Source organism: Streptomyces canus (genome assembly GCF_030816965.1).
Lineage (GTDB): Bacteria > Actinomycetota > Actinomycetes > Streptomycetales > Streptomycetaceae > Streptomyces > Streptomyces canus_E.
On sequence record NZ_JAUSYQ010000002.1, the window covers coordinates 962,722 to 986,818 of the forward strand.

General features: G+C 70.9%; 17 protein-coding genes. 8 read left to right on the forward strand and 9 right to left on the reverse strand.

Features of this window, described 5'->3' with window-relative positions; translation table 11 throughout:
* Positions 1-345: 345 nt before the first annotated feature.
* Both QF027_RS05435 and QF027_RS05440 read left to right on the forward strand, forming a co-directional pair.
* On the forward strand, positions 346-2,517 hold the full coding sequence (locus tag QF027_RS05435; protein WP_306985466.1) for an MMPL family transporter: 2,172 nt from the start codon (positions 346-348) through the stop codon (positions 2,515-2,517).
* 114 nt (positions 2,518-2,631) lie between these two features.
* Positions 2,632-3,393 carry a YqjF family protein gene (locus QF027_RS05440; RefSeq protein WP_306986807.1) on the forward strand — a complete coding sequence of 254 codons (762 nt, stop codon included), beginning with the start codon at positions 2,632-2,634 and terminating at the stop codon, positions 3,391-3,393.
* 404 nt (positions 3,394-3,797) lie between these two features.
* On the opposite strand, the gene QF027_RS05445 is transcribed toward QF027_RS05440, so the two are convergent.
* Positions 3,798-5,051, reverse strand: a complete 1,254-nt coding sequence (locus tag QF027_RS05445; RefSeq protein WP_307073009.1) for an IS110 family transposase — start codon at positions 5,049-5,051, stop codon at positions 3,798-3,800.
* Between the two features lie 585 nt (positions 5,052-5,636).
* Between QF027_RS05445 and QF027_RS05450 the strand changes: the two genes are divergently transcribed.
* Positions 5,637-6,704 carry a glycerophosphodiester phosphodiesterase family protein gene (locus QF027_RS05450; protein WP_307073011.1) on the forward strand — a complete coding sequence of 356 codons (1,068 nt, stop codon included), beginning with the start codon at positions 5,637-5,639 and terminating at the stop codon, positions 6,702-6,704.
* Positions 6,705-6,777: 73 nt separating this feature from the next.
* Positions 6,778-7,809: a LacI family DNA-binding transcriptional regulator gene (locus QF027_RS05455; protein ID WP_307073014.1), complete on the forward strand. Its 1,032-nt coding sequence runs from the start codon at positions 6,778-6,780 to the stop codon at positions 7,807-7,809.
* Positions 7,810-8,059: 250 nt separating this feature from the next.
* On the opposite strand, the gene QF027_RS05460 is transcribed toward QF027_RS05455, so the two are convergent.
* Positions 8,060-8,785 carry an SDR family oxidoreductase gene (locus QF027_RS05460; RefSeq protein ID WP_307082283.1) on the reverse strand — a complete coding sequence of 242 codons (726 nt, stop codon included), beginning with the start codon at positions 8,783-8,785 and terminating at the stop codon, positions 8,060-8,062.
* A gap of 83 nt (positions 8,786-8,868) precedes the next feature.
* Here QF027_RS05460 and QF027_RS05465 point away from each other — a divergent pair, with 83 nt between their 5' ends.
* Entirely contained in the window at positions 8,869-9,732 is an 864-nt protein-coding gene (locus tag QF027_RS05465; protein ID WP_307073016.1) for a LysR family transcriptional regulator, read from the forward strand.
* A 49-nt stretch (positions 9,733-9,781) separates the two neighbouring features.
* Here QF027_RS05465 and QF027_RS05470 read toward each other — a convergent pair whose 3' ends face one another.
* The 4 genes from QF027_RS05470 to QF027_RS05485 all read right to left on the reverse strand — a co-directional run bounded on the left by QF027_RS05470 (position 9,782) and on the right by QF027_RS05485 (position 16,121).
* Entirely contained in the window at positions 9,782-10,429 is a 648-nt protein-coding gene (locus QF027_RS05470; RefSeq protein WP_307073018.1) for a DUF6629 family protein, read from the reverse strand.
* 72 nt (positions 10,430-10,501) lie between these two features.
* Positions 10,502-11,791: an alpha-glucoside ABC transporter substrate-binding protein gene (locus QF027_RS05475; RefSeq protein ID WP_307073020.1), complete on the reverse strand. Its 1,290-nt coding sequence runs from the start codon at positions 11,789-11,791 to the stop codon at positions 10,502-10,504.
* Positions 11,788-13,005 carry a hypothetical protein gene (locus QF027_RS05480; RefSeq protein ID WP_307073022.1) on the reverse strand — a complete coding sequence of 406 codons (1,218 nt, stop codon included), beginning with the start codon at positions 13,003-13,005 and terminating at the stop codon, positions 11,788-11,790. Before QF027_RS05480 ends, QF027_RS05475 begins: the two co-directional genes overlap by 4 nt.
* Positions 12,909-16,121 carry a tetratricopeptide repeat protein gene (locus QF027_RS05485; protein ID WP_307073024.1) on the reverse strand — a complete coding sequence of 1,071 codons (3,213 nt, stop codon included), beginning with the start codon at positions 16,119-16,121 and terminating at the stop codon, positions 12,909-12,911. The genes QF027_RS05480 and QF027_RS05485 overlap by 97 nt, the downstream gene beginning before the upstream one ends.
* A gap of 285 nt (positions 16,122-16,406) precedes the next feature.
* On the opposite strand from QF027_RS05485, the gene QF027_RS05490 reads away from it, so the two are divergent.
* Positions 16,407-18,569: a serine/threonine-protein kinase gene (locus QF027_RS05490; RefSeq protein WP_307073026.1), complete on the forward strand. Its 2,163-nt coding sequence runs from the start codon at positions 16,407-16,409 to the stop codon at positions 18,567-18,569.
* Positions 18,570-18,617: 48 nt separating this feature from the next.
* Here the strand turns inward: QF027_RS05490 and QF027_RS05495 are convergent, their stop codons facing one another.
* Together QF027_RS05495 and QF027_RS05500 are read right to left on the reverse strand one after the other, a co-directional pair.
* Positions 18,618-19,760: a S1 family peptidase gene (locus QF027_RS05495; RefSeq protein ID WP_306985454.1), complete on the reverse strand. Its 1,143-nt coding sequence runs from the start codon at positions 19,758-19,760 to the stop codon at positions 18,618-18,620.
* On the reverse strand, positions 19,757-20,656 hold the full coding sequence (locus QF027_RS05500; protein ID WP_306985453.1) for an ABC transporter ATP-binding protein: 900 nt from the start codon (positions 20,654-20,656) through the stop codon (positions 19,757-19,759). The genes QF027_RS05495 and QF027_RS05500 overlap by 4 nt, the downstream gene beginning before the upstream one ends.
* Before the next feature lie 139 nt (positions 20,657-20,795).
* On the opposite strand from QF027_RS05500, the gene QF027_RS05505 reads away from it, so the two are divergent.
* Entirely contained in the window at positions 20,796-21,506 is a 711-nt protein-coding gene (locus QF027_RS05505; RefSeq protein WP_307073028.1) for a ThuA domain-containing protein, read from the forward strand.
* Positions 21,476-22,579, forward strand: a complete 1,104-nt coding sequence (locus tag QF027_RS05510) for a Gfo/Idh/MocA family protein (RefSeq protein ID WP_306985450.1) — start codon at positions 21,476-21,478, stop codon at positions 22,577-22,579. Before QF027_RS05505 ends, QF027_RS05510 begins: the two co-directional genes overlap by 31 nt.
* On the opposite strand, the gene QF027_RS05515 is transcribed toward QF027_RS05510, so the two are convergent.
* Positions 22,580-24,058: a glutamate--cysteine ligase gene (locus tag QF027_RS05515; RefSeq protein ID WP_307073030.1), complete on the reverse strand. Its 1,479-nt coding sequence runs from the start codon at positions 24,056-24,058 to the stop codon at positions 22,580-22,582.
* Between the last annotated feature and the right edge of the window lie 39 nt (positions 24,059-24,097).

The following is a 24,097-nucleotide window of genomic DNA, read 5'->3' on the forward strand; positions in this document are numbered from 1 at the left end:
GGTGGGCAACGGCTGGATCTACGGGTACGACCCGGATGCGGCACTCACGTGCTCACCTCGCCAGCCGTTGAAGCGGTACGACCCCGCAGGCGTCCTCCGCACCCGGATCTCGGCTTCGGTGTGTCGCCCCGCACACCTGCTCCCCCGAGGGGCTCCCCGAACGGTACGACGGCGAAGGTCCGGCACCTCCAGCGATCTTCACCCGTGATCCCTAGGATAAGAGCTCAAGACAACCATTCCGGCCTGTCCGACGGGGGGAGTGCCCTGAGGGACGGCCGGGGGTCGCCGATGCCAGGGACCGCTCCCCGGGTTGCGGTGATCTTCCTGTCCAGGAGGACCTTCCGCATGTTCCGAAGTATTGGCAACGCTGTCGTCCGGCATCCCGTCTGGACAATCGTTGCATGGTTATTCGCCGCGGTGGCGATCGTCGCCACCGCCCCGAGCCTGCCCTCGAACAGTGACGAGAGCAGTTTCCTCCCCAAGAGTTACGAGTCCATCAAAGCGGCGGAGCTCCAGGAGAAGGCGTTCCCCAGCGCCTTCACCCCGTCCGCGATCGCGCTGTACCAGCGCACCGACGGCGGCAAGCTGACCGCCGCCGACCAGAAGGATGTCGCCCGGATCACCTCCGAGCTCGGCAAGAAGAAGATCGACCAGGTGCAGAAGGTCGTCCCCGGCCAGCCGTCCTCGGACGGCAGATACGCCCTGACCCTGGTCCAGATGGACAGCAGGAACGCCGGGCAGCCCAAACAGGCCGACGCGGCCGAAGTGTTGCGCGAGGACGTCAAGCAACTCGCCAAGGGCACGGACCTCGACGTCAAGCTCGGCGGTTCCGCCGCGCAGGCCCTCGACCAGCAGGACTCGTCCAAGCGTGGCGAGGCGCTGATCGGCATCGGCACCTTCGTCATCATCCTGGTGACCCTGCTGATCATCTTCAGGGCTCCGATCCTGGCCTTCCTGCCCCTGATCACGATCGGGTTGGTGTCGGCGATCGCCAACGGGCTGATCGCCTACGCCACCAAGCTGTTCGACCTCCAGGCCAACAGCTCGATCTCGTCGATCCTGATCGTCGTGCTCTTCGGCGTGGGCACCGACTACTTCCTGTTCCTGATGTTCCGCTACCGCGAACGCCTGCGCCTCGGCGACGAGCCGAAGCAGGCCATGATCAACGCGGTCGACCGGGTCGGCGAGGCCATCGCCTCCGCCGCCGGAGCGGTCATCATCGCCTTCCTCGCGCTGGTCCTGTCGACGCTGGGCTTCCTCAAGCAGATGGGCCCGGCCCTCGCGATCGCGGTCACCGTCACCCTGATCGCGGGCCTGACGCTGATCCCGGCCGTCGTCTCCCTCATCGGCCCGAAGGTCTTCTGGCCGTCCAAGTCCTGGCAGCGCGAGCCGGAGAACGCCCGGTTCGCCGCCCTGGGCCGCGGCGTGCGGAACCGCCCGGCGCTCACCGCCGCGCTCTCGGGACTCGTCCTGGTCGCGCTGTCGCTCGGAACGTTCGGCTACAACGCCACGTTCGACCTGGCGGCCGGCTCCATGCCCAAGACCAAGGAGTCGATGGTCGTCCAGGACGAGATGCAGAAGGCGTATTCGGCGGGTGCCGCCGCACCGACCGACGTCTATCTCTCCAGCACCGACGGCAAACCGATCGACACGACACTCTTCGACGCGTACGTGAAGAAACTCGGGGCCGTGGACGGCGTGGCGAACGCCCGTCTGTCGCAGTTGAACAAGGACGGCACCACCATCGACTTCACCGTCACCCTCAAGTACGAGGCGTCGACGGACAAGGCCATCGAGGCGGTGGGCCGGGTCCGCGACGTCGCGCACTCCGACGCCCCGGACGGCACCGAGGCCGTGGTCGGCGGGATGTCCTCGATCTACAAGGACATCGGTACCGCGGTCAACCACGACTACAAGACGGTCTTCCCCGTCGCGGCCGTGCTGATCATGCTCATCCTGGGGCTGCTGCTGCGCAGCGTGGTCGCCCCCTGGTACCTGATCGCCTCGGTGGGCCTCGGTTTCGGCGCCACGCTCGGCGCCACCGTGTGGATCTTCCAGGAAGGACAGGGACACTCCGGCCTGATGTTCATGCTCCCGGTGATCATGTATCTCTTCGTGGTCGCCATCGGCACCGACTACAACATCCTCATGATCGCCCGGCTGAGGGAGGAGGCCCGTGAAGGCCGCGAACCGCGCGAGGCGGCCGGTATGGCGCTACGGCACGCCGGTCCCACGGTGGCAGCGGCCGGCTTCATCCTGGCGGCGACCTTCGCCACGATGATGCTGGCCGGCAACGTCCTGCTCACGGAGATGGGCTTCGCGGTCTCCTTCGGCATCGCCGTCGCCGCGTTCGTCATGGCGATGTTCTTCACTCCCAGCCTCACGGCCCTCATCGGCCACGCGGCCTGGTGGCCGGGGCACGCGGACCGGGCGAAGGAACCGCCGACCGCCCCCGCGCCTCTCTCCGGCGGCGGCCGGGACACGGTGGTTCAGGATCCGGCCGGTCGCCGCAACTGACGCCGATGTCATGGAACGGCGTCCGCCGGGCCGCATGGCTCGGCGGACGCCGTCCCGTCCCGTCCCGGCACGCCGCCGGGCCGGACACGATCGGTGTCTGCCACCCTGGACCTCGTGCCGAACCCCGCTCCCGTCACCCCGGACGCCCCCGCCCTCATACGGGCCCCGCTCCTCACCCAGCAGTGGCTCGACCTCGCCTTCATCCACTGGGGCGTCGAACCGGCGGTCGTGGCAGGGCTGTTGCCGCGTGGCACGGTCCCCGACACACACGACGGGCTGACGTACGTCGGCCTTGTCGCGTTCCGAATGCACCGGGTCGGCTGGCTGGGGCTGCCGGGGGTGCCGTATCTCGGGACCTTCCCGGAGACCAACGTGCGGCTGTACTCGGTGGACGCGCACGGGCGGCGTGGCGTGGTGTTCCGCTCGATGGACGCCTCCCGGCTGATCCCGGTGGTGATGGGACGCGTCGGCTTCCGGCTGCCGTATCTCTGGTCCCGGATGAGCGTCCGCACGGCCGGGGACACCGTCACCTACACCAGCTCACGCCGCTGGCCCGGCCCGCGCGGCGCCCGCAGCCTGATCACGGTACGGACCGGTGAACCCATCGGGGAGCCGACCGACCTGGAGCACTTCCTCACCGCCCGCTGGGGCATGCACAACGCCTTCCTCGGCGGCCCCGAGCCGTTGGCCTACCTGCCCAACGACCATCCGCGCTGGCCCCTGTACCGTGCCGAACTGCTCACCTGCGAGCAGGACCTCGTCACCGCGGCCGGTCTGCCCGCCCCGACCGACGCCCCGGTCAGCGTCCTGTACTCCCCCGGCGTCCCGGTCCGCCTCGGCCGTCCGGCACGCCCGGCGGGCATTCCTACGCCCTGACGACCGGGCGGTGTGTTCGCGGGGGCCGGGCAATCTCACAGGGCCCGGGTGCCAAGAGGGCGAGGCCGTGTCCAGCGACCGGCGCGGTTGTCTCCGGCAGACGCGCCCTCGAACTGGCCGCACGGCGGCATGGCGGCCACTTCGAGGTCGTGCCCATCGCCTTCCCGCCCGTTCACGTGCACGACGAAGACGGCCCGTCCGCCGCGCGCAGTCCGTCGCCGACGTCGAAGAGCGCGCCGAGCGGGCCCGGGCCCCCGGGCGAGGACTCGCTGGTGCACGGCAGGCATCTGCGCGTCCCGGTACGGAGCACCACCTGGGCGGGGCCGAGCTGTCGCCGGCGATGCGGCACAGGCGCCGCTGTGTGCCGGGCCACTCCACGAGAGACATCTCGGGACCTGAAGAAGTCAAGTAGCAGCTGCCGTTGATGAGGGCACGGGCGGATTGAAGGCACGTTCTTCGTCGAAGAGAGCTCGCTTTTGGAGGCAGTGGAACAGCTGTCCGAGCAGGCGGTTGAACAGGTGTCGCTGAGCTTGTGCGTGCCAGTCGCCGATGTCGCGTCGGCGACGGTAGTGGGCCTGGGCTCCGGGAGATGAGCGCAGGGAGGAGAAAGCCCACAGATAGCCGGCGTGGTGGTGTCGGTTGTTCTTGACCATGCGGCGTCCCACGTAGTGCTTCTTGCCGGAGGCGCGGGTGATCGGTGCGGATCCGGCGTATGCCTTCAGTCCGCGGGCGTCGGAGAAGCGGTTGCGGTCGTCGCCGGTCTCGGCGAGAACGCGTGCGGCGAGCTGGACACCGAGGCCCGGGAAGCTCAGGAGTATCTCGGCATCGGGATGCTCGTGAAAGCTGGCATCAACTGCTTCGGCAAGGTCGTCACTGGCCTGGCAGGCTGCCTCGAACTGCTTGAGCAGAGCGAGAAGTTGCCTGCCGAAGGCGTTCTCGACAGCAGCGGGCTGGTGAGCGTACTCGGCCCGCAGGACACCGCGCAGGCGGTCAGCTTCTTCCTCAACACCTCGGACGCGACCGGCGCGCTTGAGGGCGGAGCGCAGCTGGCTCAGAGACAGCCGCGCGCCTTCCGCCGGCGTTGGCGCCTTGGCCAGGATGATGCGGGCCTCCTCGCGGGCCAGCCCGCCCTGCTTGGCCAGGAAGGCATCCAGGGCAGCGGGGTAGTACTCGCGCAGCAGGGAGCGGATCTGGTTGCCGATCTGCTGACGGTTCCAGACGGCGTCCTGCTGAGCCCGAGCCAGCACCGCGATGGCCTGGGCCTGGTCGGAGTCCGCTGGCAGCGGCCGGTGCACGGCCATGTCGGTTCGGAGGATGTTCGCCAACACGAGAGCGTCGCCTGGGTCTGACTTCTTGCGGGACACGCCGTGGCGGTCACGGTAGCGGGAGGCGGCAAGCGGGTTGATCGCGAAGACCCTGCGACTGCCGGTCCGCAGGACTGCCACGAGCAGGCCACGGCTTGTCTCGATGGCCACAGGTATCGGCGACTCGCGACTGTCACCATGCTCGGCCAGGAGCTCCAGCAGAATCCGGTAGCCGGCCGCATCATCGCTGATCCGCCGCTTGACCAGTAGTTCGCCAGCCTCGTCGACCAGCGCGACGTCGTGATGCCTCTCTGCCCAGTCGATCCCGCAGAACACAGTCACACGTTCACCCATCCTCTAGTTGTTTTCACAGGTCACGAGCTCATGCGGGTCACGCGGCGTCCTAATCCCAGGACTCGATCGGTCCTCCATCTCGGTAGCCGTTCGCGACACCAGCGCACCCCAGGGGCCTCTGTCTGCGCCAGAGCTCGCGGCTCGCGGAGGTGGACAGGAGGTCGCCCTGCGGAGGGCTCGCGCCACGACGACAACGAACGACATACGACGGTGGGTTTCACGGGACGTGGAGACGCCGGAACCGCGCCGCTCTCTCGTGAGGCCTCACGGCCAGGGAGATTCCCAGGCATCTGCCCGGCGCCCGCATGCCACGTGAAACCCACCACCGTGACGGCGCCGCTCTATCGGGAGGCCTCGTCAGCCAGGGGCCTTACAGGCGTCCGTCACGCCAGACAGCCCGGAGGCCCAACTGCGGCCCTCTGGAACAACCTTCACAACGGATCAGGGAGATCCACCTCGTCCCCTACCGCCGGCAGGGACGGCGTTCCTCGGACATTCACGGCGGGATCACGTCCGAGGGGTTGAACCGGCGCGCGTCCTCACTAGCGTCTGTGGGGCGTCCCGACCCATAGGAGTGAGGTGTCGATGTCCGCAAGACGTGTCCTCGCCGGGCTGGCGCTGGTGCCGGTGCTCGCGCTGTCGGCCGCCACGCCCGCGACGGCGTACGACGGCCACCAACCGCCGAAGCCCAAACCGCACTTCGACCTCCAGGCCCACCGCGGTGGCATCGGCATGACGACCGAGGAGTCCCTGGAGGGCTTCGGCAAGGCGATGCGCCTCGGGGTGTCCACGCTGGAGCTGGACACACATGTCACCAGGGACCGGAAGGTCGTCGTCAACCACGACCGGCAGATCAGCGCGGTCAAGTGCCGTGACACGGGACCGTTGACGGCCGGTGACCCGATGTATCCGTATGTCGGCAAGTACATCAAGGATCTGACGCTGGCTCAGATCAAGACCATGGACTGCGGTTATCAGCAACTGCCCGGCTTCCCGGAGCAGGAGGTGGTCAAGGGCTTCCGGATGGTCGAGTTGAAGGACGTCCTGAACCTGGTCAAGAGCTACCGCGCCAAGCGGGTCAAGCTGAACATCGAGACGAAGGTCGAGGCGGGCGCGCCCGAACAGACCGCGCCGCGTGCGCTGTTCGTACGGCGGGTCCACGAGGAGATCCACCGCTCGGGCATCGAGAACCAGGTCACCATCCAGTCCTTCGACTGGGGCGCGCTGAAGGCGATGCACCAGCTGGCCCCGAAGTGGCCCCTGATCGCGCTCACCAACTACGACTTCCTCCAGGTCGGCCTGCCGGGTGCGTCCCCGTGGCTCGGCGGGATCGACGCCGACGACTACGGCGGCGACTTCGTCAGGGCGGCCGCCACGATCCCCGGCGTGAGGGCCCTCTCCCCCAACTACGGCTTCCCGCAGAGCGGCAAGGTCGGCGACCCCGACTTCCGCTTCTACGCCGACCGGACGATGGTCCGGGAGGCGCACGCCCGGGGCCTGAAGGTCATCCCGTGGACCTGTGACGACCCCGCCACCGTGGAGGCACTCATGGACATGGGCGTGGACGGCATCATCACCAACTACCCGAACCGCGTACGGCAGATCATGGCCGACCGCGGCATGCCGCTGCCGAGGGCGTACCGGCCCCGTTGACGGGGTTCGAACCGCCGGCTCACCCAACCCACGTTCTCTTGACGATCCGCTGGTGACCGGCCACAATCCTGGGATGAATGTGACCGGTCACACTCGTGGTTCGGCGAGTATCCGGGATGTCGCCGCGGCCGCCGGCGTCTCCTACCAGACCGTCAGCCGGGTGATCAACGGCCACGCCAGTGTCAAGCAGTCGACGCGGGAGCGGGTGCTCGCCGCCATCGACGAGCTGGGCTTCCGGCGCAACGCCACCGCGCTGGCTCTGGCCAGGGGCCGCAGCAGGGCCGTTACCGTGCTCACCGCCAACACCACGCACTACGGCTACGCCTCGATCCTCCAGGGCGTCGAGGAGGCAGCCCGCGCGGCAGGCTACTCGGTGGGTGTGGGCGTCCTCGAATCGGCCGACGAGGCCGCCGTCACCGTGGAGGTGCAGCGTGCCGCGGACGCGGGCGGCGGACTGATCGTGATCGCGTACGACCCCGCGGGCGTCCGGGCCCTTGAGGCGGTCCCGGCCGGGCTGCCGGTCGTCGGCGTGGTCGAGACCCCGGCGAGCGACCCCACGGGCGACCGGCCATGGGTGTGGACCGACGACCGCGAGGCCGCCTACGAGATGACCCGGCATCTGCTGTCCCTGGGTCACGAGACCGTGCACTACGTCGCCATTCCCTCCAGCACCCGTCGCACCAGCGCCCGCACCGACGGCTGGCGCCAGGCAGTGCAAGAGGCGGGCGCTCCGGAACCCCCTCCCCTGCAGGGCGGTTGGGGCCCCGTCGGCGGCCACGCGGCGGGCCTGGAACTCGCCCGGGATCCGTCCGTCACCGCGGTCCTGTGCGGCAACGACGACCTCGCCCTCGGTGTGCTGCGCGCCCTGCACGAGGCCGGCCGCCCGGTGCCGGGCGAGGTCAGCGTGGCCGGGTTCGACGACGCCCCGCACTCCGCCTATCTGACGCCGTCCCTCACGACCGTACGTCTGGACTTCACGGGCCTCGGCCGAGCCGCGTTCGCCCTGCTGCATGGCGTACTGGAGGAGTCGGCGCCGGTCGCCCCGCGTCCGGTCTCCGTGCCGGAACTGGTGGTCCGGGAGAGCTCGGGGAGACCGCCCGCCTGAGCCGCCTGCGCTGGTCGGCGGCGGAACAGGTGAGCGTGGCGGGCGGAGCCGGTCTCAGGGCGCCGCCGAGGACGTAGGCGCACATGCCGTCGAGCGGGCGGCCGATGGGCATCGGGTCCGGCACCTCCGAAGTGCCGGGCCGCGACCGTCAGGCGCGCCACGGAGATGTTCCCGGTCGGCGACGCGACCCGGCGCCGGACGGGAGGGACGGCGGGGCTGGCACTGTCGCTGCCGCCACCGTCCGTCCGGGTCACCAGGGGACGACGCCCTCGTCGTCGAAGAAGCCGCCACGCGGTCCGTCGTCCGGCAGGGTGGCGAGCCGGACGGCGATCGCCGCGCCCTGCTCGGGCGTCCGCGGCGCGTTGAACCCGGTGAAGTCGGTCGCCACATAGCCGGGGCAGCAGGCGTTGACGATGACGTTCGTACCGGTGAGCCTGCGGGCGTACTGCGCCGTGACGCTGTTGAGCATCGACTTCGACGGTGCGTAGGCGGCCATGATCGGTCCGGTCTGCAGCGTCAACGAGCCCATGCTGCTCGACACGTTGACGATGCGCGGCGAGTTCGCTCGGCTGAGCAGCGGGAGCATCGCGTTCGTCACCCGGACGACCCCGAGGACGTTGGTGTCGAGGACGGTGCGGACGACCTCGAGGTCGAGCGTCGTCGGATCCTGCGTGCCGCCTTCGATGGCGCCGGAGACGCCCGCGTTGTTGACGAGTACGTCGAGACGCCCTGCCGTCTGTTCGACGGTCGCCGCCGCGGCGGCGACGCTGTCGTCGGAGGTGACGTCGAGGGCGACCCCGAACGCGTCGACGCCCGCGGCCTGCAGTTCCTTGACGGCCTGCTCGCGCCTGTCGTTGTCGCGAGCTCCTACCGCTACCGTGAAGCCGAGGGTCCCGAGACCCTGTGCGATGGCGAAACCAATTCCCTTGTTCGCGCCGGTGACCAGCGCGGTCTTCATGTCGTTCACGCGATTCATGCTGGGCGAGCCGGTCATGCGCCGTCCAATATCGAACCGGTGCACTGTGATACTCGCCGGGTATCAGTCGGTAGGCTGTCCGTGTGGACGATCTCGAGACCCGCGAGCTTCGGTACTTCGTCGCCGTCGCCGAGGAACTGCACTTCGGACGCGCCGCCGGTCGGCTCGGGATCGCGCAACCGCCGCTCTCCCGCGCGATCGCGAGGCTGGAGCGGCGGCTCGGTGTCCGGCTCCTCGACCGGGACCGGCGCGGAGTCGCGCTCACCGATGCCGGCGGCGTGCTGCTCCGGGAGGCCGGAGCGGCCCTGGACGCGGTCGCTGCCGCCGCGCGCCGAACGCGGCGTGCCGGTGACCCGAAGCGGCCGCTGGTGCTCGCGACCAAGGCCGGGGCGTCCCACGAAGTGCTGCGGCAGCTCCTCGACACGGTGGCGGGCGAACCGGAGGCGCCACCGATCGAGATCCTTCTGTGCGAGGTCGGCGAGCAGGCACAGCTGCTCCGCGACGGACACGCCGACGTGGCACTCATGCATCACCCTTACGACGACCTCGCCGGGTTCGACTCCGAAGACCTCTACGTCGAAGGCCAGGTCGCGATCGTGCCCGCCGGGCATTGGCTCGCGTCACGCGCCGAGCTCACGCTGGCGGACGTCCAGGATGTGCCGGACCTGCCGATCGCTCGCTGGCCCCGGCTCGACGGGTCCTACCCCGACGGGCCAGGACCCGAGGTGCGCACCCAGTCTCAGCTCGCTCAACTCGTGGCGCTCGGCAGGACATTGCTCGTCATCCCTGCCTCCAGCCGTGCCTGGCAGTGGCCCGAACACGTCGCGGTGCCCGTCGTCGACGCGCCGGAGGTGACCACGGTGATCGCCTGGCCGCCGAGCAGTCGCTCGTTGGCGGTCGCCTCACTGGTCGGCGTCGCGGCCGGCATGATCATGTCGGCGACCTGACCCCGGTGACGACGAAAGGCGGGCGGCCCGGGACCGCCGCGCGCACTGATCAGTGCCGGGCGTCCCACGCGGGCAGAACCGGCCTCGGCGCGGGACGTGTGCGCACCCATCCGTACAGGACCACCGAGCTGATTGCCGCCAGCGCGCACCAGGTCGACACGAACTCCAGCCGCCACAGCAGCCAGCACACCAGCGTGCCCGCCCCGGTCAGGATTCCCAGTGCCGTGAGGCGGCGGTCGCCGGAGAGCAGCAGTGCGCCGACGGTGGCGATCAGGTAGCCCGCGACGAGCAGTTCCGCGTGGGGCAGTCCGATGACGTAGGCCATGGTGTGGCCACGGACCTCGGCCCGGACGGGGCGGGTGACGAGAGTGTGCGCGAGGAAGGCGGCGGTCACCGCGCCCACCGCCACGACCGCCGTCACCCGGCGTCCGGTTCGGCGTGGGACCGCGCACCACACGCCCACCGGCACCCACACCGCGAGCACGGGCAGCGCGATGACGGCCCAGGCGACAGTGGCCGCGCCGGTCCCTCCGCCGGTGCGCCAGATCTGTGCCTCCACCAGTTGATGGGCGCCGAGCAGCAGGGGCAGCGTGGCGAGGGGCAGATCCCCGGCGCGGCGGGTCCGGGCCACGCAGACCGCCCCGACGGAGGCGATGGCCGTGCCCGCCACGAGATCCGCTGTCGCGCTCCAGCACATGACACCACCATGTCAGGTCAGGCCGTCGGCCGTGCGCTCCGCCACGACGCGGGCGGGACCGAGGCGGACCGCTCACGCGCAGATGTCCTGCGGTGGGCGGAAGGTTCGGTCGGTGCCCGAGTCCGTGTTCACCTGGACGCGTACGGTCTCCAACTGCTGGAGCAGCGAATCGAGTTGCCGCTGGGTCGGGTCACGGAAGAACTCCAGGACCGCCCGGTGGAAGGCGTCTCGGAGTTCGGGCGGCATCACGTCGGAGGCGTCGAAGCAGAGGGTGCGGGCGCGGGTGGTGAGCAGAGAGTCGATCTCCCGCTCGACCGGAGTCGCGGAGGCCGGCGGCGACAGTCCGGCCGAGTCCGGGAACAGCGGCCGTACCGCAGGAGCCGCCTGCGCCCGCCAGCGCTCCCGTCCGGCCGGGCTCGAGAGCCGCTCCACGAGTTCCTGGGCGTCCGGGTCGTCGCTGAACACGGCAGCCATGTCGCCCGCGACCTCGAAGGCGTCCCGGTACGCGGACTGTCCGTCCAGATAGCGGGCCGACGGTTCCACGGTCACGTCGTCGCCCGCGTAGACGTACCGGATGAAGGCGCTCTGGTGTTCGTGCGTGCAGTCGACGCCGGGCGAGTCGAGCAGGCCGCGCGGCTCTCCCCGCGGGTCGGACACGCCCTCGAACGACGTGGTCAGGGACCGCTCGACCGACGCCGGTGAGCGCTTGCCGAGCAGCCGCGCCCAGCTGGTCCAGGCACGCTCGACGGCCGGGTCGCGCCAGTCCAGGCGGCCCGTGGCCCATTCGGTGTAGACGGTGGGGCCCGCCTGATGGAGCACCAGGTCCTCGATCCAGTCGGTGCCGGGCCAGCCGGAGGTGGCCTGCGAGGCGAGACCCACGCACCAGGTGGGCCGTTCGCTCGGGGCGCCCCTTTTGCTCCACACGAGGCTCTTGAGGTCGACCTTCAGTGGCACCCAGTACGTGCGCCGCCTGCTGTCCACCAGCAGGGTCGGCGCCCACGGCGGATAGGCGCGCTCGGCGCTCGCCTCGGCGAGGGGCTTCAGCTTGTCGCGGCGGGCGTACTCGGTGAGTTCGCCGATGCTGTTGAGGACCGCCACGTCCGGCGGGTCGTCGGCCTCCAGCTGCGAGACGAGCGTCTCGCGGAGCGAGCGGGTGCCCTCGTAGGTGTACGTCCGCCCGGTCCCGTCGTCCAGTTTGTCGAGGGCGGCTTCGAAGGCCCTTCCCTCCTCGCCGGTCCAGGGGCCGAGGACGACCAGCGGGTCGCGGCTCTCGGACCCGCAGCCGGGGCCGAGGGCGAGCAGACAGGCCGCGAGAAGGACGCGCAGGAGAGCGCTCGTACGACGGCTCGTGCGATGCCTCATGCGACGGCTCCCGGGCGGGTGACGACGAGGTATTCGCGGCGGTAGGCGTGCAGGGCACCGGCGATCACGGCTGCGGCGGTCAGGCCCGCGGGGAACACGAACGGGGCGATGCCGTCGAGGAAGGCGAGCCGCCCGTCGGCGAGGCCGTCGTCGATCCGGGCCTGGAGCGTCTCGATGGCCTGCGGGTCCGGTCCGGCGAAGGGGCGTTCCTCGGCGACCGTCTCCGTCTTCGGGGAGGTCCGCTCGGCCAGCGCGTCCGCGACGGGGACGGTCTCGTGCTGGGCGTCCAGGGCAAGCAGGGCGTCGGCCGTCAGGAACGGCACCGCGAGCAGCGGCAGGGCGGCGGCCGCGAGGGGGATGCTCAGCCGGATCCGGAAGCGACGGCGCAGGAAGGACACCGTCCGCCACAGCCCGGCGGCGAGCAGGGCCAAGGCGAGCGCGGCGATCACCGTCGCGGTGATCGTGCCCGCGCCCCAGGCGGCCCGGTCGGCGAGCCGCGCGCGCAGGCGCCCCTCCAGGCCGGTCACCCGGTCGACGATCGAGGTGGCGGCGGAACCGGCGGCCGGCGGGCAGGCGGGATAAGGGTTGTCGGTGGTCGGGGCGAGGGCCTGCGAGCAGAGCATGCTGCGCGCGTAGGTGAAGTCGGCATCGCGCAGGACCGGATCGGTGGCATGGCCCTGGGCCCGGCCGATCCAGCTGGTGTAGTCGACGACCAGCGCGGACACGACCCGCAGTTCCTGTTCCTCGGCGACGGTGAGGGCTCCGCTGCGGGTGACCTGGTTCAGGCTCTGCGTGGCGCGGGCGATCCTGGTCCGGTACCGCTCGCTGAGCCCGCTGAGTTCCGCCGCGCGCCCCTCGTCGAGGTTCCGCTGGGCCTCACCCTGCGCGATGAGCAGCGAGGCCCGGGCGTCCGCGAGGTCGACCAGCGCGGGCGCCGCGCGTTCCCGGATGTAGGCGGAGTCGGCGCGCACGCCCGCGTAGGCCCAGCCGAGCGCACCGAAGGCCACCACGGCCAGCAGCGGCAGCGCGAAGAGCCGGTCCCGCAGGTAGGCGCGGTTGCGGTGGCCCGCGGTGGAGGGCCAGGCGTAGCGGAGGACGCGGCGGGCGAGTTCGGTGGTTACGGCGGCGACGGCCCGCGTGAGGCGGAGGGTGTCCTGTGCGAGGGCGCGTAAGCGATCGTCCGGAGCCAGTGGGCGACTCTCTTGCCGAGCCATGGGCTGTCCCTGTGGTGTCGGAAGGCGAGCGGGCGGACCTCGTAGGCGCGGTCCAGGAGGATCTCGGCCACGGCCGCGTCCTCGGGGGCGGTGGAGCGGGCGGCCTGGTGGGCGAGGGTGACATAGCGGCGCGAGAGGTCCTCCCGCAGGCCGTGTTCGTCGGGCGGGAGGCCGAGTCGGGGGTCCGCGCCGGCGGACAGCGCCGCGAGGCCTGCCGCGTCGAGGGCACCGCGCGCGAGGGCACCCTGTACGGCCTCCCAGGCCTCGACGGTCATCCGGACCCTGGCCTCCTCGTCGGTCAGGCCGTGCGCGTGGAAGAGCAGAGCCAGGCGCCCCAGCACCTCGCCCAACCGCTGCGGCGCCTGGTGGTCGCACTCGCCCGTCCGCACGTACTCGATACCGATCCGCACGGCCGCGGTACGCGCGGCGGTCCGGTGCCGCGAGTGCTGTGGTACGGCGTCCAGTTCGCGTACGGCCTCCTCGCGCGCCGTTTCGCCGCCCAGCGCGAGGCGGGCCCGTGCCGCGCCGAAGGCCGCGCTGCCCAGGGAGGGGTTCCGCAGCCCGACCGCCTCGTAGAACGTCAGGGCCTCGTGCCGGCGTCCGAGGCGTTCCGCGCAGTGGCCGAGGGCCAGCTTGGGCGCGTACTCACCCGGGATGGCCGCGTACACCCGGTCGAAGTGCCGCCGGGCCGCGACGACTTGCTCCCGGGCGAGCGCGAGCAGGCCGTGGTGCCAGTCCAGCCGCCAGTCGTACGGGGCGCGGCGGGGGCCGATCCGTGCCTCGGCTGCCCGCAGTTCCCGTTCGGCGGCCCCGGGTCCGTCGGCCGGGTTCCGCAACCGCAGCCGGCAGCGCAGCAGATGGACCTCCGTGGAGTCCCGCCAGTCGCCGATGTGCTGGAGCAGGGCCTCGGGGGCGGCGTCGGCGAGCCTGCTCAGCTCGGCGTGGTGCTCGTCGCGCGGGTCGGGGCGCGGGACGGGCAGGCGCTGGGCGACCTCGGTGGGAGGGGGCGGGTCGAACGGGGAGGGGGCGTCGGGGGCGGCCCAGTGGGCGAGGGGTGGCGCGGAGCCGAGGGCGCCGTCGAGGGCGTACGGGGACTGGAGGAAGAGCGGTGAGGGTTCGAAGGTCTCGGTACCGGTGCGCAGTGACCTCAACTCACGGAACACGCCACGTAGTTGCTGGTCCATCTCGCGCGCGTCGGCGAACCGTCCGGCGGGCTCGCTCAAGGTCGCGCGGTGCAGGACACGGGCGAGGGAGAGCAGACCGAGGCCACGGGGCACGGGGGCGGTGGCGTCCTCGGGTGCCCATGATTCCCTGGCCGGCTGCGGCACTCGGGCAGACGATCTTCCACCACCCAGGCGCGACTCCGCCGCGTCAGCGTGCGCCGCCCCGGGGACAAACGCGTTGCCGCCGATGTCCGGTGCGTCCCCGACACCCGACGTCCGAGCCACGGCGGCTGTCTCACCGCCGTCCAGAGCGCCCTCGGCACCCGCTCCGTGAACGGCACCCGCTGTCTCCCCGACGCCCGGTGCCCCCTCGCCGCCCGACCTCAGCTTGGCGTCCGACGCCTCATCAGCACCCGATGAATCCCCGGTGCCCGACCCCTGAGCGAGGCCCAGTGTCTCCGCGCCACCCGAGAACTCCCCGACCCCTGACGTCCGGACGGAACCTGGTGTCGGGCCAACGTCCGCTGTCGCGCCGACCTCAAGCGCCGCCTCGGCGCCCGACTTCTGCTTGGCGTCCGACGCCTCATCAGCACCCGATGAATCCCCGGTGCCCGACCCCTGAGCGAGGCCCAGTGTCTCCGCGCCACCCGAGAACTCCCCGACCCCTGACATCCGGACGGAACCTGGTGTCGGGCCAACGTCCGCTGTCGCGCCGACCTCAAGCGCCGCCTCGGCGCCCGATGCCCGGGCGGCACCCAACGCCTCCTTGGCACCAGCCGTCCAAGCGACGCCTGACGTCTGGCCCCAGCCCACCGTCTCACCGACGCCCAGCACCCCCTCAGCACCCGAGGCCCCGGCAGCACCCAACGCCTCCCCACCACCCGAGGCCCCCTCGACGCCCGACGCCACCTCAGCGGCCGAGGTCTGCCCCCCACCTGCCGTCTCACCGACGCCCAGTGGCCCCTCGGCACCCGAGGCCCGGGCGACACCCGACGTCCCGCCAGTGACCAGCACCCCCTGGGCTCCCGGTGTTTCGCCCGCGGCCGAGGTCTCCCCGGCGGCCCGTGCCTCGTCGCTCGCGGGTGAGGCCTCTGCGGCGGCCGGCGCCGCCTCGACAGCCGACGCACTCGCCGCATCCGCATCCGCCCCCGCCGCCCCGCCCAGCGTCCCCAGGTCCCCCAGCCGCGCAAGATCCGCCGCCGACCTACCGAGTCCGCTCAGCCGCCGCAGGGTCTCCCCCAGGCTGAAGAGGTCGTCCTGCTCCCTGGACTCGCCGTTCGGTCCCACGGTCGGTGCGCTGAAGCCCTTCGTGGTCATGCCCGGCGCCCCGACCGGGCGTACGCTGCCCACGTCGATGATCTTCGTCGTGGTGCCGTCGTGCATGACGTTGTCCGGCTTCAGATCGCCGTAGACCTTGCTGGGCCGGTCGGCGTGCAGATACGCGAGGGCGGACAGGATCCGCACACCGTAGGCGAGCACGAACTCGTGGAAGCGGTGGCCGCCGAACTCCCCGGGGTTCAGTTCGGCCCGCGCCCGCACCTCCTCCAGCGTGAGCCCGTCCACGTACTGCAGGACGAGGAAGTCACCGACCTCGGGGTGGTGACCGTAGTTGAAGACACGGATGATGTCGTCGTGGCCGAGGTCGACAAGGGCCCGCCGCTCCCGGGCCAGCGCGCCCGCCGCGGCCGCCGCCTGTTCCGGGTGCAGGATCTTGATGGCGACCTCGCGGTTGTCGACCTTGGTGTCGAACGCGAGGTAGACCTCGCCCATGCCGCCGTAGCCGAGGGGCCGGATCAGCCGGTACTGGCCCGCGAGCAACTGCCCGGGGAGCAGCGGCAGTTCCCCCGGATCACCGCCGGTGTCCCAGCCGCGTCCCAGCAGCGTGATCGTGGGCAGCACCGTCGGATCGGGGTTCTCCGCGGGGAGGTCGACGTGCGCCGCCCTCAGGTACATCGGCTGTCCGGCGACAACAAGTGGACCGAACGATCCCTCGGATTCCGGTACTTCACCGAACGCACTCCCGCCCCGAGCCCCCTTCATGCCTCCTCAGAATAGGGCCAGGTGCCGGGATCGACCCCTCTCTTTCCCCCTGAGAACCGTGATGCCGTGGGGTTCGGCCGGTCGGCAAGGTGGAGATCCATGTCCCTCCCGGACCGGCGCCCCTCTAGAGTGAGGGGTCCCTGCCAGAGAAGAGTCCGGACCGCAGCCGTCCTGGCCAGAAGCGGTGAAGGAGACGCGGTGACCCTGCGCGAGAACGATCCGGAGTCTGTCGGCGGCTACCGGATCGAATCGCGGATCGGGACCGGCGGCATGGGTGTCGTCTATCTCGGCCGATCGGCGTCGGGACGGGCCGTCGCCGTCAAGGTGGTCCACACCCGGTATGCCGACAACCCCGAGTTCCGGGCCAGGTTCCGGCAGGAGATCGCCGCCGCGCGCCGGGTCAGCGGCGCGTTCACGGCACCGGTCGTGGACGCGGATCCGGAGGCGGAACGGCCCTGGATGGCCACGGCGTTCGTGCCGGGCCGTACACTCGCGGACCGCGTCGACGAGTCGGGACCGCTGGACTGGCCCGCGCTGCGCCGCCTCGGCACCGAACTCGCCGAGGCCCTGCGGGAGATCCACCGCGCGGAGGTCGTGCACCGGGACCTCAAGCCGAGCAATGTGCTGCTGCTGGAGAGCGAGGGCGACGACGGGGCCGTACGCGTCATCGACTTCGGCATCTCGCGCGCGGCCGACAGCGATGTCCGTACCCAGACCGGCATGGTGATGGGCTCGCCGCCGTTCATGGCACCGGAACAGTTCAGCCGCCCGCACGAGGTCGGCTCCGCGGTCGACGTCTTCTCGCTGGGCGCGGTGCTCGTGTACGCGGCCACCGGGCACAGCCCCTTCGAGGCGGAGAACGCCTATCTGGCCGCGTACAACACCGTGCACGGCGAGCCCCGGCTGGGTGAACTGCCCGAGCAGCTGCGCCCGTTGGTCTCACGCTGCCTGGCGAAGGAACCCGCTGACCGGCCGACGTCGAGCGAGGTCCTGGAGCGGCTGACGGGTCTGCCGGAGGAACTGTCCGACGGGAGACCGGCCGACGAGGTCTCCCGCGCCCCGGAGATCCGGACGACGGATGTGGTGACCTCGCCGCTCGGTCACGTGGGGCCGGTCCGGCGGAAGCGCCGCGGGAGGAAACTGTGGGCCGCCGTCGCCGTCGTGGCACTCCTCGGCGGGGCCGGGGCGGCCGCGGTCGCCGTGGTGGAGGACGAGCCGGCGAGTACGGTCGACGCGTTCGACGCTCTCGCTCCGCGGACGACGCCCAGCGGGACGGCACCGGCGGGCTGGAGGCCCTGGCACAACGCACTGGGGTCGGGCGGGACGGACCAGTCGATGAGCGTCGGCCCCTCGTGCACTCCGGACGCACTCGGCGTCTTCTGCGCCTCCGAACAGGTCGCCCTGCTGCGGCTCAACCCTGCGACGGGGAACGTCGAGTGGACGAAGCCCATGAGCCGCAAGCAGGTCAGCAGCTTCTCCGTGCGCGAGCCCGTCGTCCATGACGGCGTGGTGTTCGTGTACAGCGCGGACCGCTCCCAGGGCGTCGACGCCTACGACGGAAGGACCGGCGAGCGGCTGTGGCAACTGAAGGGCCCGCTCGGCGAGTTCGAGGCGCTGGGTGGGGTGCTTCTCGTGCGCCTGGACGAGCTCGGTCCTTCCGACACGGCACGTTATGCGGCCTACGAGCCGCGCACGGGCGAGGAGTTGTGGCGGCGTGAGTTGACCTCCACCTCGCCGAGTCCCTTCTACGAAGGCCCCAAGGACACGCTCTACGCCGATCTGCGCGGCGGCGAAGGCGGCATCGCCCGCATCGACACGCGGACCGGCAGAACGCTGGCAAGTGTCGACGCGCCGAAGGGCGACCTGTGGCTGGCGACGGTCCACGACGGTACGGCGTACTACGCGCGCTGGGAGGACGACTCCGGCGTGTCCGCCGCCTTCTTCGTCCAGGATCTCAGCAGCGGCAAGACCCGCCGGATCGACTTCCCGTGGAGCGTGGAGCCCGAGGCACCGCCGCTGGTGCAGGGCGACACCATGTACCTCTTCGACTACGGCAACGAGACCCTGCTCGCCCTCGACGTGAAGAAGGGCAAGCCGCTGTGGTCCAGCTCGCGCGACCTGCGCGTCTTCAGCGAACCGGCCTACCACGCGGGCCGGTTGTACGTGACGATGCCGGACACCAGCATCGTGGCCCTCGATCCGAGGACCGGGAAGGAGATCGGCCGTACCAATCCGTCCTTCGACACCACGGGCCGCTCCTTCGAGGAACTGTCGCCGAGTTCGGTGCCGCCGCTGCTGGTGGGCGATGTGCTGTACGGGGTCAGCGGGTCGGGGGTCTTCTCGGTGGCCGACGTCACCTGAGCGGAAGCGGGTGTGGGCCCGGCCCGACGGCCGGGCCCACACCGGCGTTCAGGCGGTGTGCAGGGTCAGGCCGTACCGGTTGAGGATCTCGTTGACGGGCTGGAACCAGGTCTCGCCGCCGCTGGAGCAATTGCCCCAGCCGCCGGAGGTCACGCCCTGGGCCTGGTCGCCGCTGATGAACGAGCCGCCGGAGTCGCCGGGTTCGGCGCAGACGCTGGTCTTGGTCATCTGGTGCACGGCGCCCTGACTGTAGTTGACGGTCTCGTTCATCGCGAGGACCGTGCCGCAGTGCCAGTGGGTGGTCGATCCCGAGCGGCAGATCGAGGAGCCGACGGGCGCCACGTTCGACCCGCGCACGAGCTGGTCGGAGACGGTGCCCCAGCCGAGCACGACGGGGACGGTCCACCAGCCGCTGCCCACGTTGACCCAGGCGTAGTCGTTGTCGGGAAAGGACGAGCCCTGGAAGTTGCCGACGTAACTGCGGTCCCAGCCGTAGACGCTGCCGGTGTGCTGGTCGCAGTGGCCGGCGGTGACGAAGCCGCCGTAGACCGAGAAGCCGATGGAACAGCGGACGTTGCCGGTGTAGTAGGGGTCGCCGCCGACGGTTCCTGCGGCGAAGGTGGCCGGCGCGGCGGCCACCTTCCGCACGGTGACGGGACCCGCCTTCCGTGCGCGGGCGACGAACTCCCGGACATCGTTGTCACCCTGTCGGCCGTCGACGACGTTCACCACCACCGTGCTGGCCTTCGGGTCGACGTGCCAGCTGCTGACGGCGTCCGGTGCGGAAAACCTGTCGAGCCGGGCCTGGGTGGCGGACAGCTCCCGGGCGCTGTGGGCGACGGTGCGGACCGTGGCGCCGGTGGCGCGTATCTCGCGGAGGGCGGTGGCGGAGGTGTCGGGGGTGACGGCGACGGTCAACGTCCCCGCGGCGGCGTCGAACCAGGAGCCGCCGTACGAAGTACCCGCGGTCCGGCGGACCTTGGACTCCAGAGCCGTGGCCCGCCGCTCGGCGGCGAGCCTTGCCTCGGCCTGCTGGCGCGAGAGGCCGAAGTCCCGCTGCATGGCGGCGAGGAGACCGGCGGAGGCGGGCGCCTTCTCGTCGGCGGTGGCGGGAACCGTGCCCGCGGCCGCCCCGGCGCCGAGCAGGAGCAGCACGGCCAGGCCCGCGCGCATGAATCTGGTGCGTCTCATGGAGATTGCCCTTCGTCGTTCCAACGAGGTGGGGGTGGAACAGCAGAGTTCTCTGAGAGCGCTCTCAGTGTGGCCCGGCAGAGCCTAGCCGCCGATGATTGACAGGTCCATACCAATACCGAAGTTGTCGAAATCCGGTACCCCGACCGGGCGTTCAGGCCCCCAGATACCGCAGAACGGCCAGCACCCTCCGGTTCGCGTCCTCGGAGCTCGGTAGGCCGAGCTTGGTCCTCCAACGAGCGGCCGTTCGCGGTCAGTTCGCCGACGCTGGTGTCGGCGAGCAGCCGGCCCCGGCCGATGACGATCAAGTGGTCGGCGGTGAGCGCCATTTCGCTGATGAGGTGACTGGACAACAGGACGGTTCGGCCCTCCGCGGCAAGGGACTTCATCAGCGTACGGATCCAGCGCACGCCCTCCGGGTCGAGGCCGTTGACGGGCTCGTCGAAAAGCAGCACGGCGGGGTCCCCGAGCAGTGCGGCCGCGATGCCGAGGCGTTGCGACATGCCGAGCGTGAAGCCGCCGGCCCGTTTGCGTGCCACGTCGGTGAGGCCGACCGTGGCCAGGACCGCGTCCACACGGGAGCGAGGGATGCCGTTGCCGGCGGCCAGCGCGGTCAGGTGGTTCCGCGCGCTGCGGCCCGGGTGGTAGGTACGGGCCTCCAGCAGGGCGCCGACCTCACGCAACGGGCGGCTCAACTCCTGGTAGCGCCTGCCGTTGACGCGGGCGGTGCCGGTGTCGGGGCGGTCGAGGCCCATGATCATGCGCATGGTGGTGGACTTCCCGGACCCGTTGGGCCCGATAAAGCCGGTGACCGCCCCGGGCCGGACCTCGAAGCCGAGTCCGTCGACGGCGACGGTGTCTCCGTAGCGTTTCATGAGTGCGCGGACCTCGATCATGGCTGTTTCCCGGTGGTTGACCTCATGCACCTCATGCGATCGAACCTACGAACGTGGAACGGGTGCCGGAACGGGGATTTCCTCCGCCTCCTCTGGGGGATCTCCCCCAGGAACCTTTCGTGCCCCACAAAGGAACAAGATGACGCGTAAGAAAGCACTGGTGGTCCGAGGCGGCTGGGAGGGACATCAGCCGGTCAAGGCCACGGAGCTGTTCCTGCCCTTCCTGGAGAGCAGTGGCTACGACGTCCGGATCGAGGAGTCGACCGATGTCTACGCCGACAGCGCCGAGATGGCCGCCACCGACCTCGTCGTGCAGTGCGTGACCATGTCGGAGATCACCGCCGAGCAGGTGTCGGGGCTGAGCGCGGCCGTGGTGGCCGGTACCGGCTTCACCGGCTGGCACGGTGGGATCGCCGACTCGTTCCGTGCCTCCGCCGACTATCTCCACCTGGTGGGCGGCCAGTTCGCGACCCATCCTGGCAAGGAGCCGTGCGAGCGGCGGGGCGGCGAGGAGGACAACTTCCTGCCGTACACCGTCACCCTCACCGAACTCGGCCGCGAACACCCCGTCACCGCGGGCATCGAGGACTTCGAGCTGCACACCGAGCAGTACTGGGTGCTCCACGACGACCTGGTCGACGTCCTGGCCACCACCACCCACCCGGCACAGCCGTGGCAGCCCTGGCACCGGCCGGTCACCTCCCCGGCGGTCTGGACCCGTCAGTGGGGTGCCGGACGTGTCGTGGTGACGACACCCGGGCACAACCTCGACGTCCTCGAGAACCCCAACGTCCGCACCGTCATCGAGAGGGGCATGCTGTGGGCGACGCGCACCGCATCGGCGTCGTAGGTCTCGGCGTCATCTCCCGCGCCTACCTGGACACACTCGTCGGCCACCGCGCCGCGCGCGTCACCGCGGTCGCCGACCTGGACGCCTCCCGGTCGGCCGCCGTCGCCGCCGAACTGCCCGGAGTGCAGGCGCTGTCCGTCGAGAAACTGCTGAGCAGCCCGGACGTCGACACGGTGCTGAACCTCACCGTCCCCGCGGCGCACGCCGAGATCGCCCTCGGTGCCATCGGCCACGGCAAGCACGTCTACGGCGAGAAACCGCTGGCCGCCGAACTCACCGACGCCCGCACCGTCCTGGAGGCCGCGGCGAAGGCGGCGGTGGGAGTGGGATGTGCGCCGGACACGGTCCTGGGCACCGGCGTCCAGACGGCGCGGGCGGCGGTGGAGGCCGGGGCCGTCGGCCGACCGCTGTTCGCCTCGGCCGCCATGGTCACCCCCGGCCACGAACGGTGGCATCCCCACCCGGACTTCTACTACACGGCCGGTGGCGGTCCCCTGCTGGACATGGGGCCGTACTACCTGTCCTCCCTGGTGCATCTGCTGGGTCCGGTGCGTGCCGTGATCGGTGCGTCCAGCCGGCGCCGCACCGAGCGGGTCATCGGGTCCGGTCCGCGCACGGGCGAGCGGATACCGGTGGAGGTGGACAGCCACGTCTCCGGGGTCCTCGAACACGAGGGCGGGGTCCTGACGACGATCACGACGAGCTTCGACGGCGTCGCCACCACGGCCGCGCCGATCGAGGTCCACGGCGAGAGGGGCACTCTCACGGTCCCGGATCCGAACAACTTCGACGGCGAGGTACGGCTCCTCGAACTCGGCGAGGCTGAGAAGGGGTGGCGCACGCTCTCGCCGTCCGCGGGCTACGTCGGAGCCGCCCGGGGCGTCGGTCTGCTCGACTTCGTCGCCGCCGACGGACAGCGGGCACCGCGCGCGAGCGGTGAACTCGCCCTGCATGTACTGGAGACGATGACCGCCCTGCTGCGTTCGTCGGCCGAGGGGCGGCGGATCGAGCTGTCGACGTCGGTGGAGCGGCCTGTTCCGGTGCCGCTGACACCTCCGCAGGAATGGCGGTGATCAGTCCACCGGCCAGGTGTGCACGGGTGCGTTGAGGTGCATGTAGTCCATGTATGTCGTCGTCATCCGCCGCAGCGCCTCCTGACGGTCTCCGACGCCTGACTTCTCCAGGTGGTGGACCGTCTCCGCCTGCCACACGGCGCCGTTGCGGGCGGTGACGCAGCGCTGCTCGATGACGCCGAGCAGGGGCTCCCGCCACTCCGTGTCCATGCCGGCCAGCTCCAGGCCCCGGTGGGCGAGGGGCAGCAGGAGCCGCAACACCAGTTCCGTGACCGGCACTTCGCCCGCTCCCGGCCAGTACAGGCGGGCGTCGATGCCGTCACGGGCGGCGGTGTGCAGGTTCTCCTCGGCGACCGAGAAGGACATGCGCGTCCACACCGGCCGGTCCTCGTCGACCAGGGCGCGCGTCAGGCCGTAGTAGAAGGCGCCGTTGGCGATGATGTCGGCCACGGTGGGCCCGGCGGGCAGGACCCGGTTCTCGATGCGCAGATGCGGGCCGCTGTCGGTGACGGCGTAGATCGGGCGGTTCCAGCGGTAGATCGTGCCGTTGTGCAGGGTCAGTTCGCCGAGTTCCGGGACACCGCCGCCGTTCAGTGCTTCCTGCGGGTCCTCGTCGTCGCAGATCGGCAGGAGCGCGGGGAAATAGCGGACGTTCTCCTCGAAGAGATCGAAGACGCTGGTGATCCACCGCTCCCCGAACCACACCCGGGGCCGTACGCCTTGTGCCTTGATCTCCTGGGGGCGGGTGTCGGTGGCCTGCTCGAAGAGAGGGATGCGGGTCTCGCGCCACAGCTCCTTGCCGAAAAGGAAGGGCGAGTTGGCCGCGAGGGCGATCTGCACGCCGGCGACGGCCTGTGCCGCGTTCCAGTAGTCCGCGAACTCCTTGGGGGCGACCTGGAGATGGAACTGCGTGCTGGTGCAGGCAGCCTCGGGGGTGATGGCGTCGGCGTACATCGCGAGGCGGTCGACGCCCTCCACCTTGATGCGCAGGTCCTCACCGCGCGCCGCGAAGATCTGCTCGTTGAGCAGCCGGTAGCGCGGATCGCCCGACAGGGCGGCCTCGCCGACGTCCGCCTCGCCCAGAGTCGGCAGAATGCCCACCATGATCAGGTGCGCGCCGATAGCCGAGGCGCGTTCCTCGGCGTGGTTGAGGGCGTCGCGGATCTCCTGCTCCCAGGAGCCGGGTCCGCCGGACAGGAGCCGGCGCGGCGGAATGTTGATCTCGAGGTTGAAGCGGCCCAGCTCGCTGGACCAGGCGGGGTCGGCGATCGCCTGGAGCACCTCGGTGTTCCGCATCACCGGGAGGTCGTCCTCGCCCACCAGGTTGAGCTCGATCTCCAGCCCGACCTGCGGGCGCTCGCTCTCGAAGCCGGACTCGCGCAGCATCTGCGCGAGGACGTCCAGGCAGGTGTGCATCTTGTCCCGGTACCGTCGGCGGTCCTCCCGCGTGAACACCAGGGCCGGCACGTCACGTCCCATCGGGCCTCCCGAGTCCCCTCGGCGGATACCTCTCCCGCC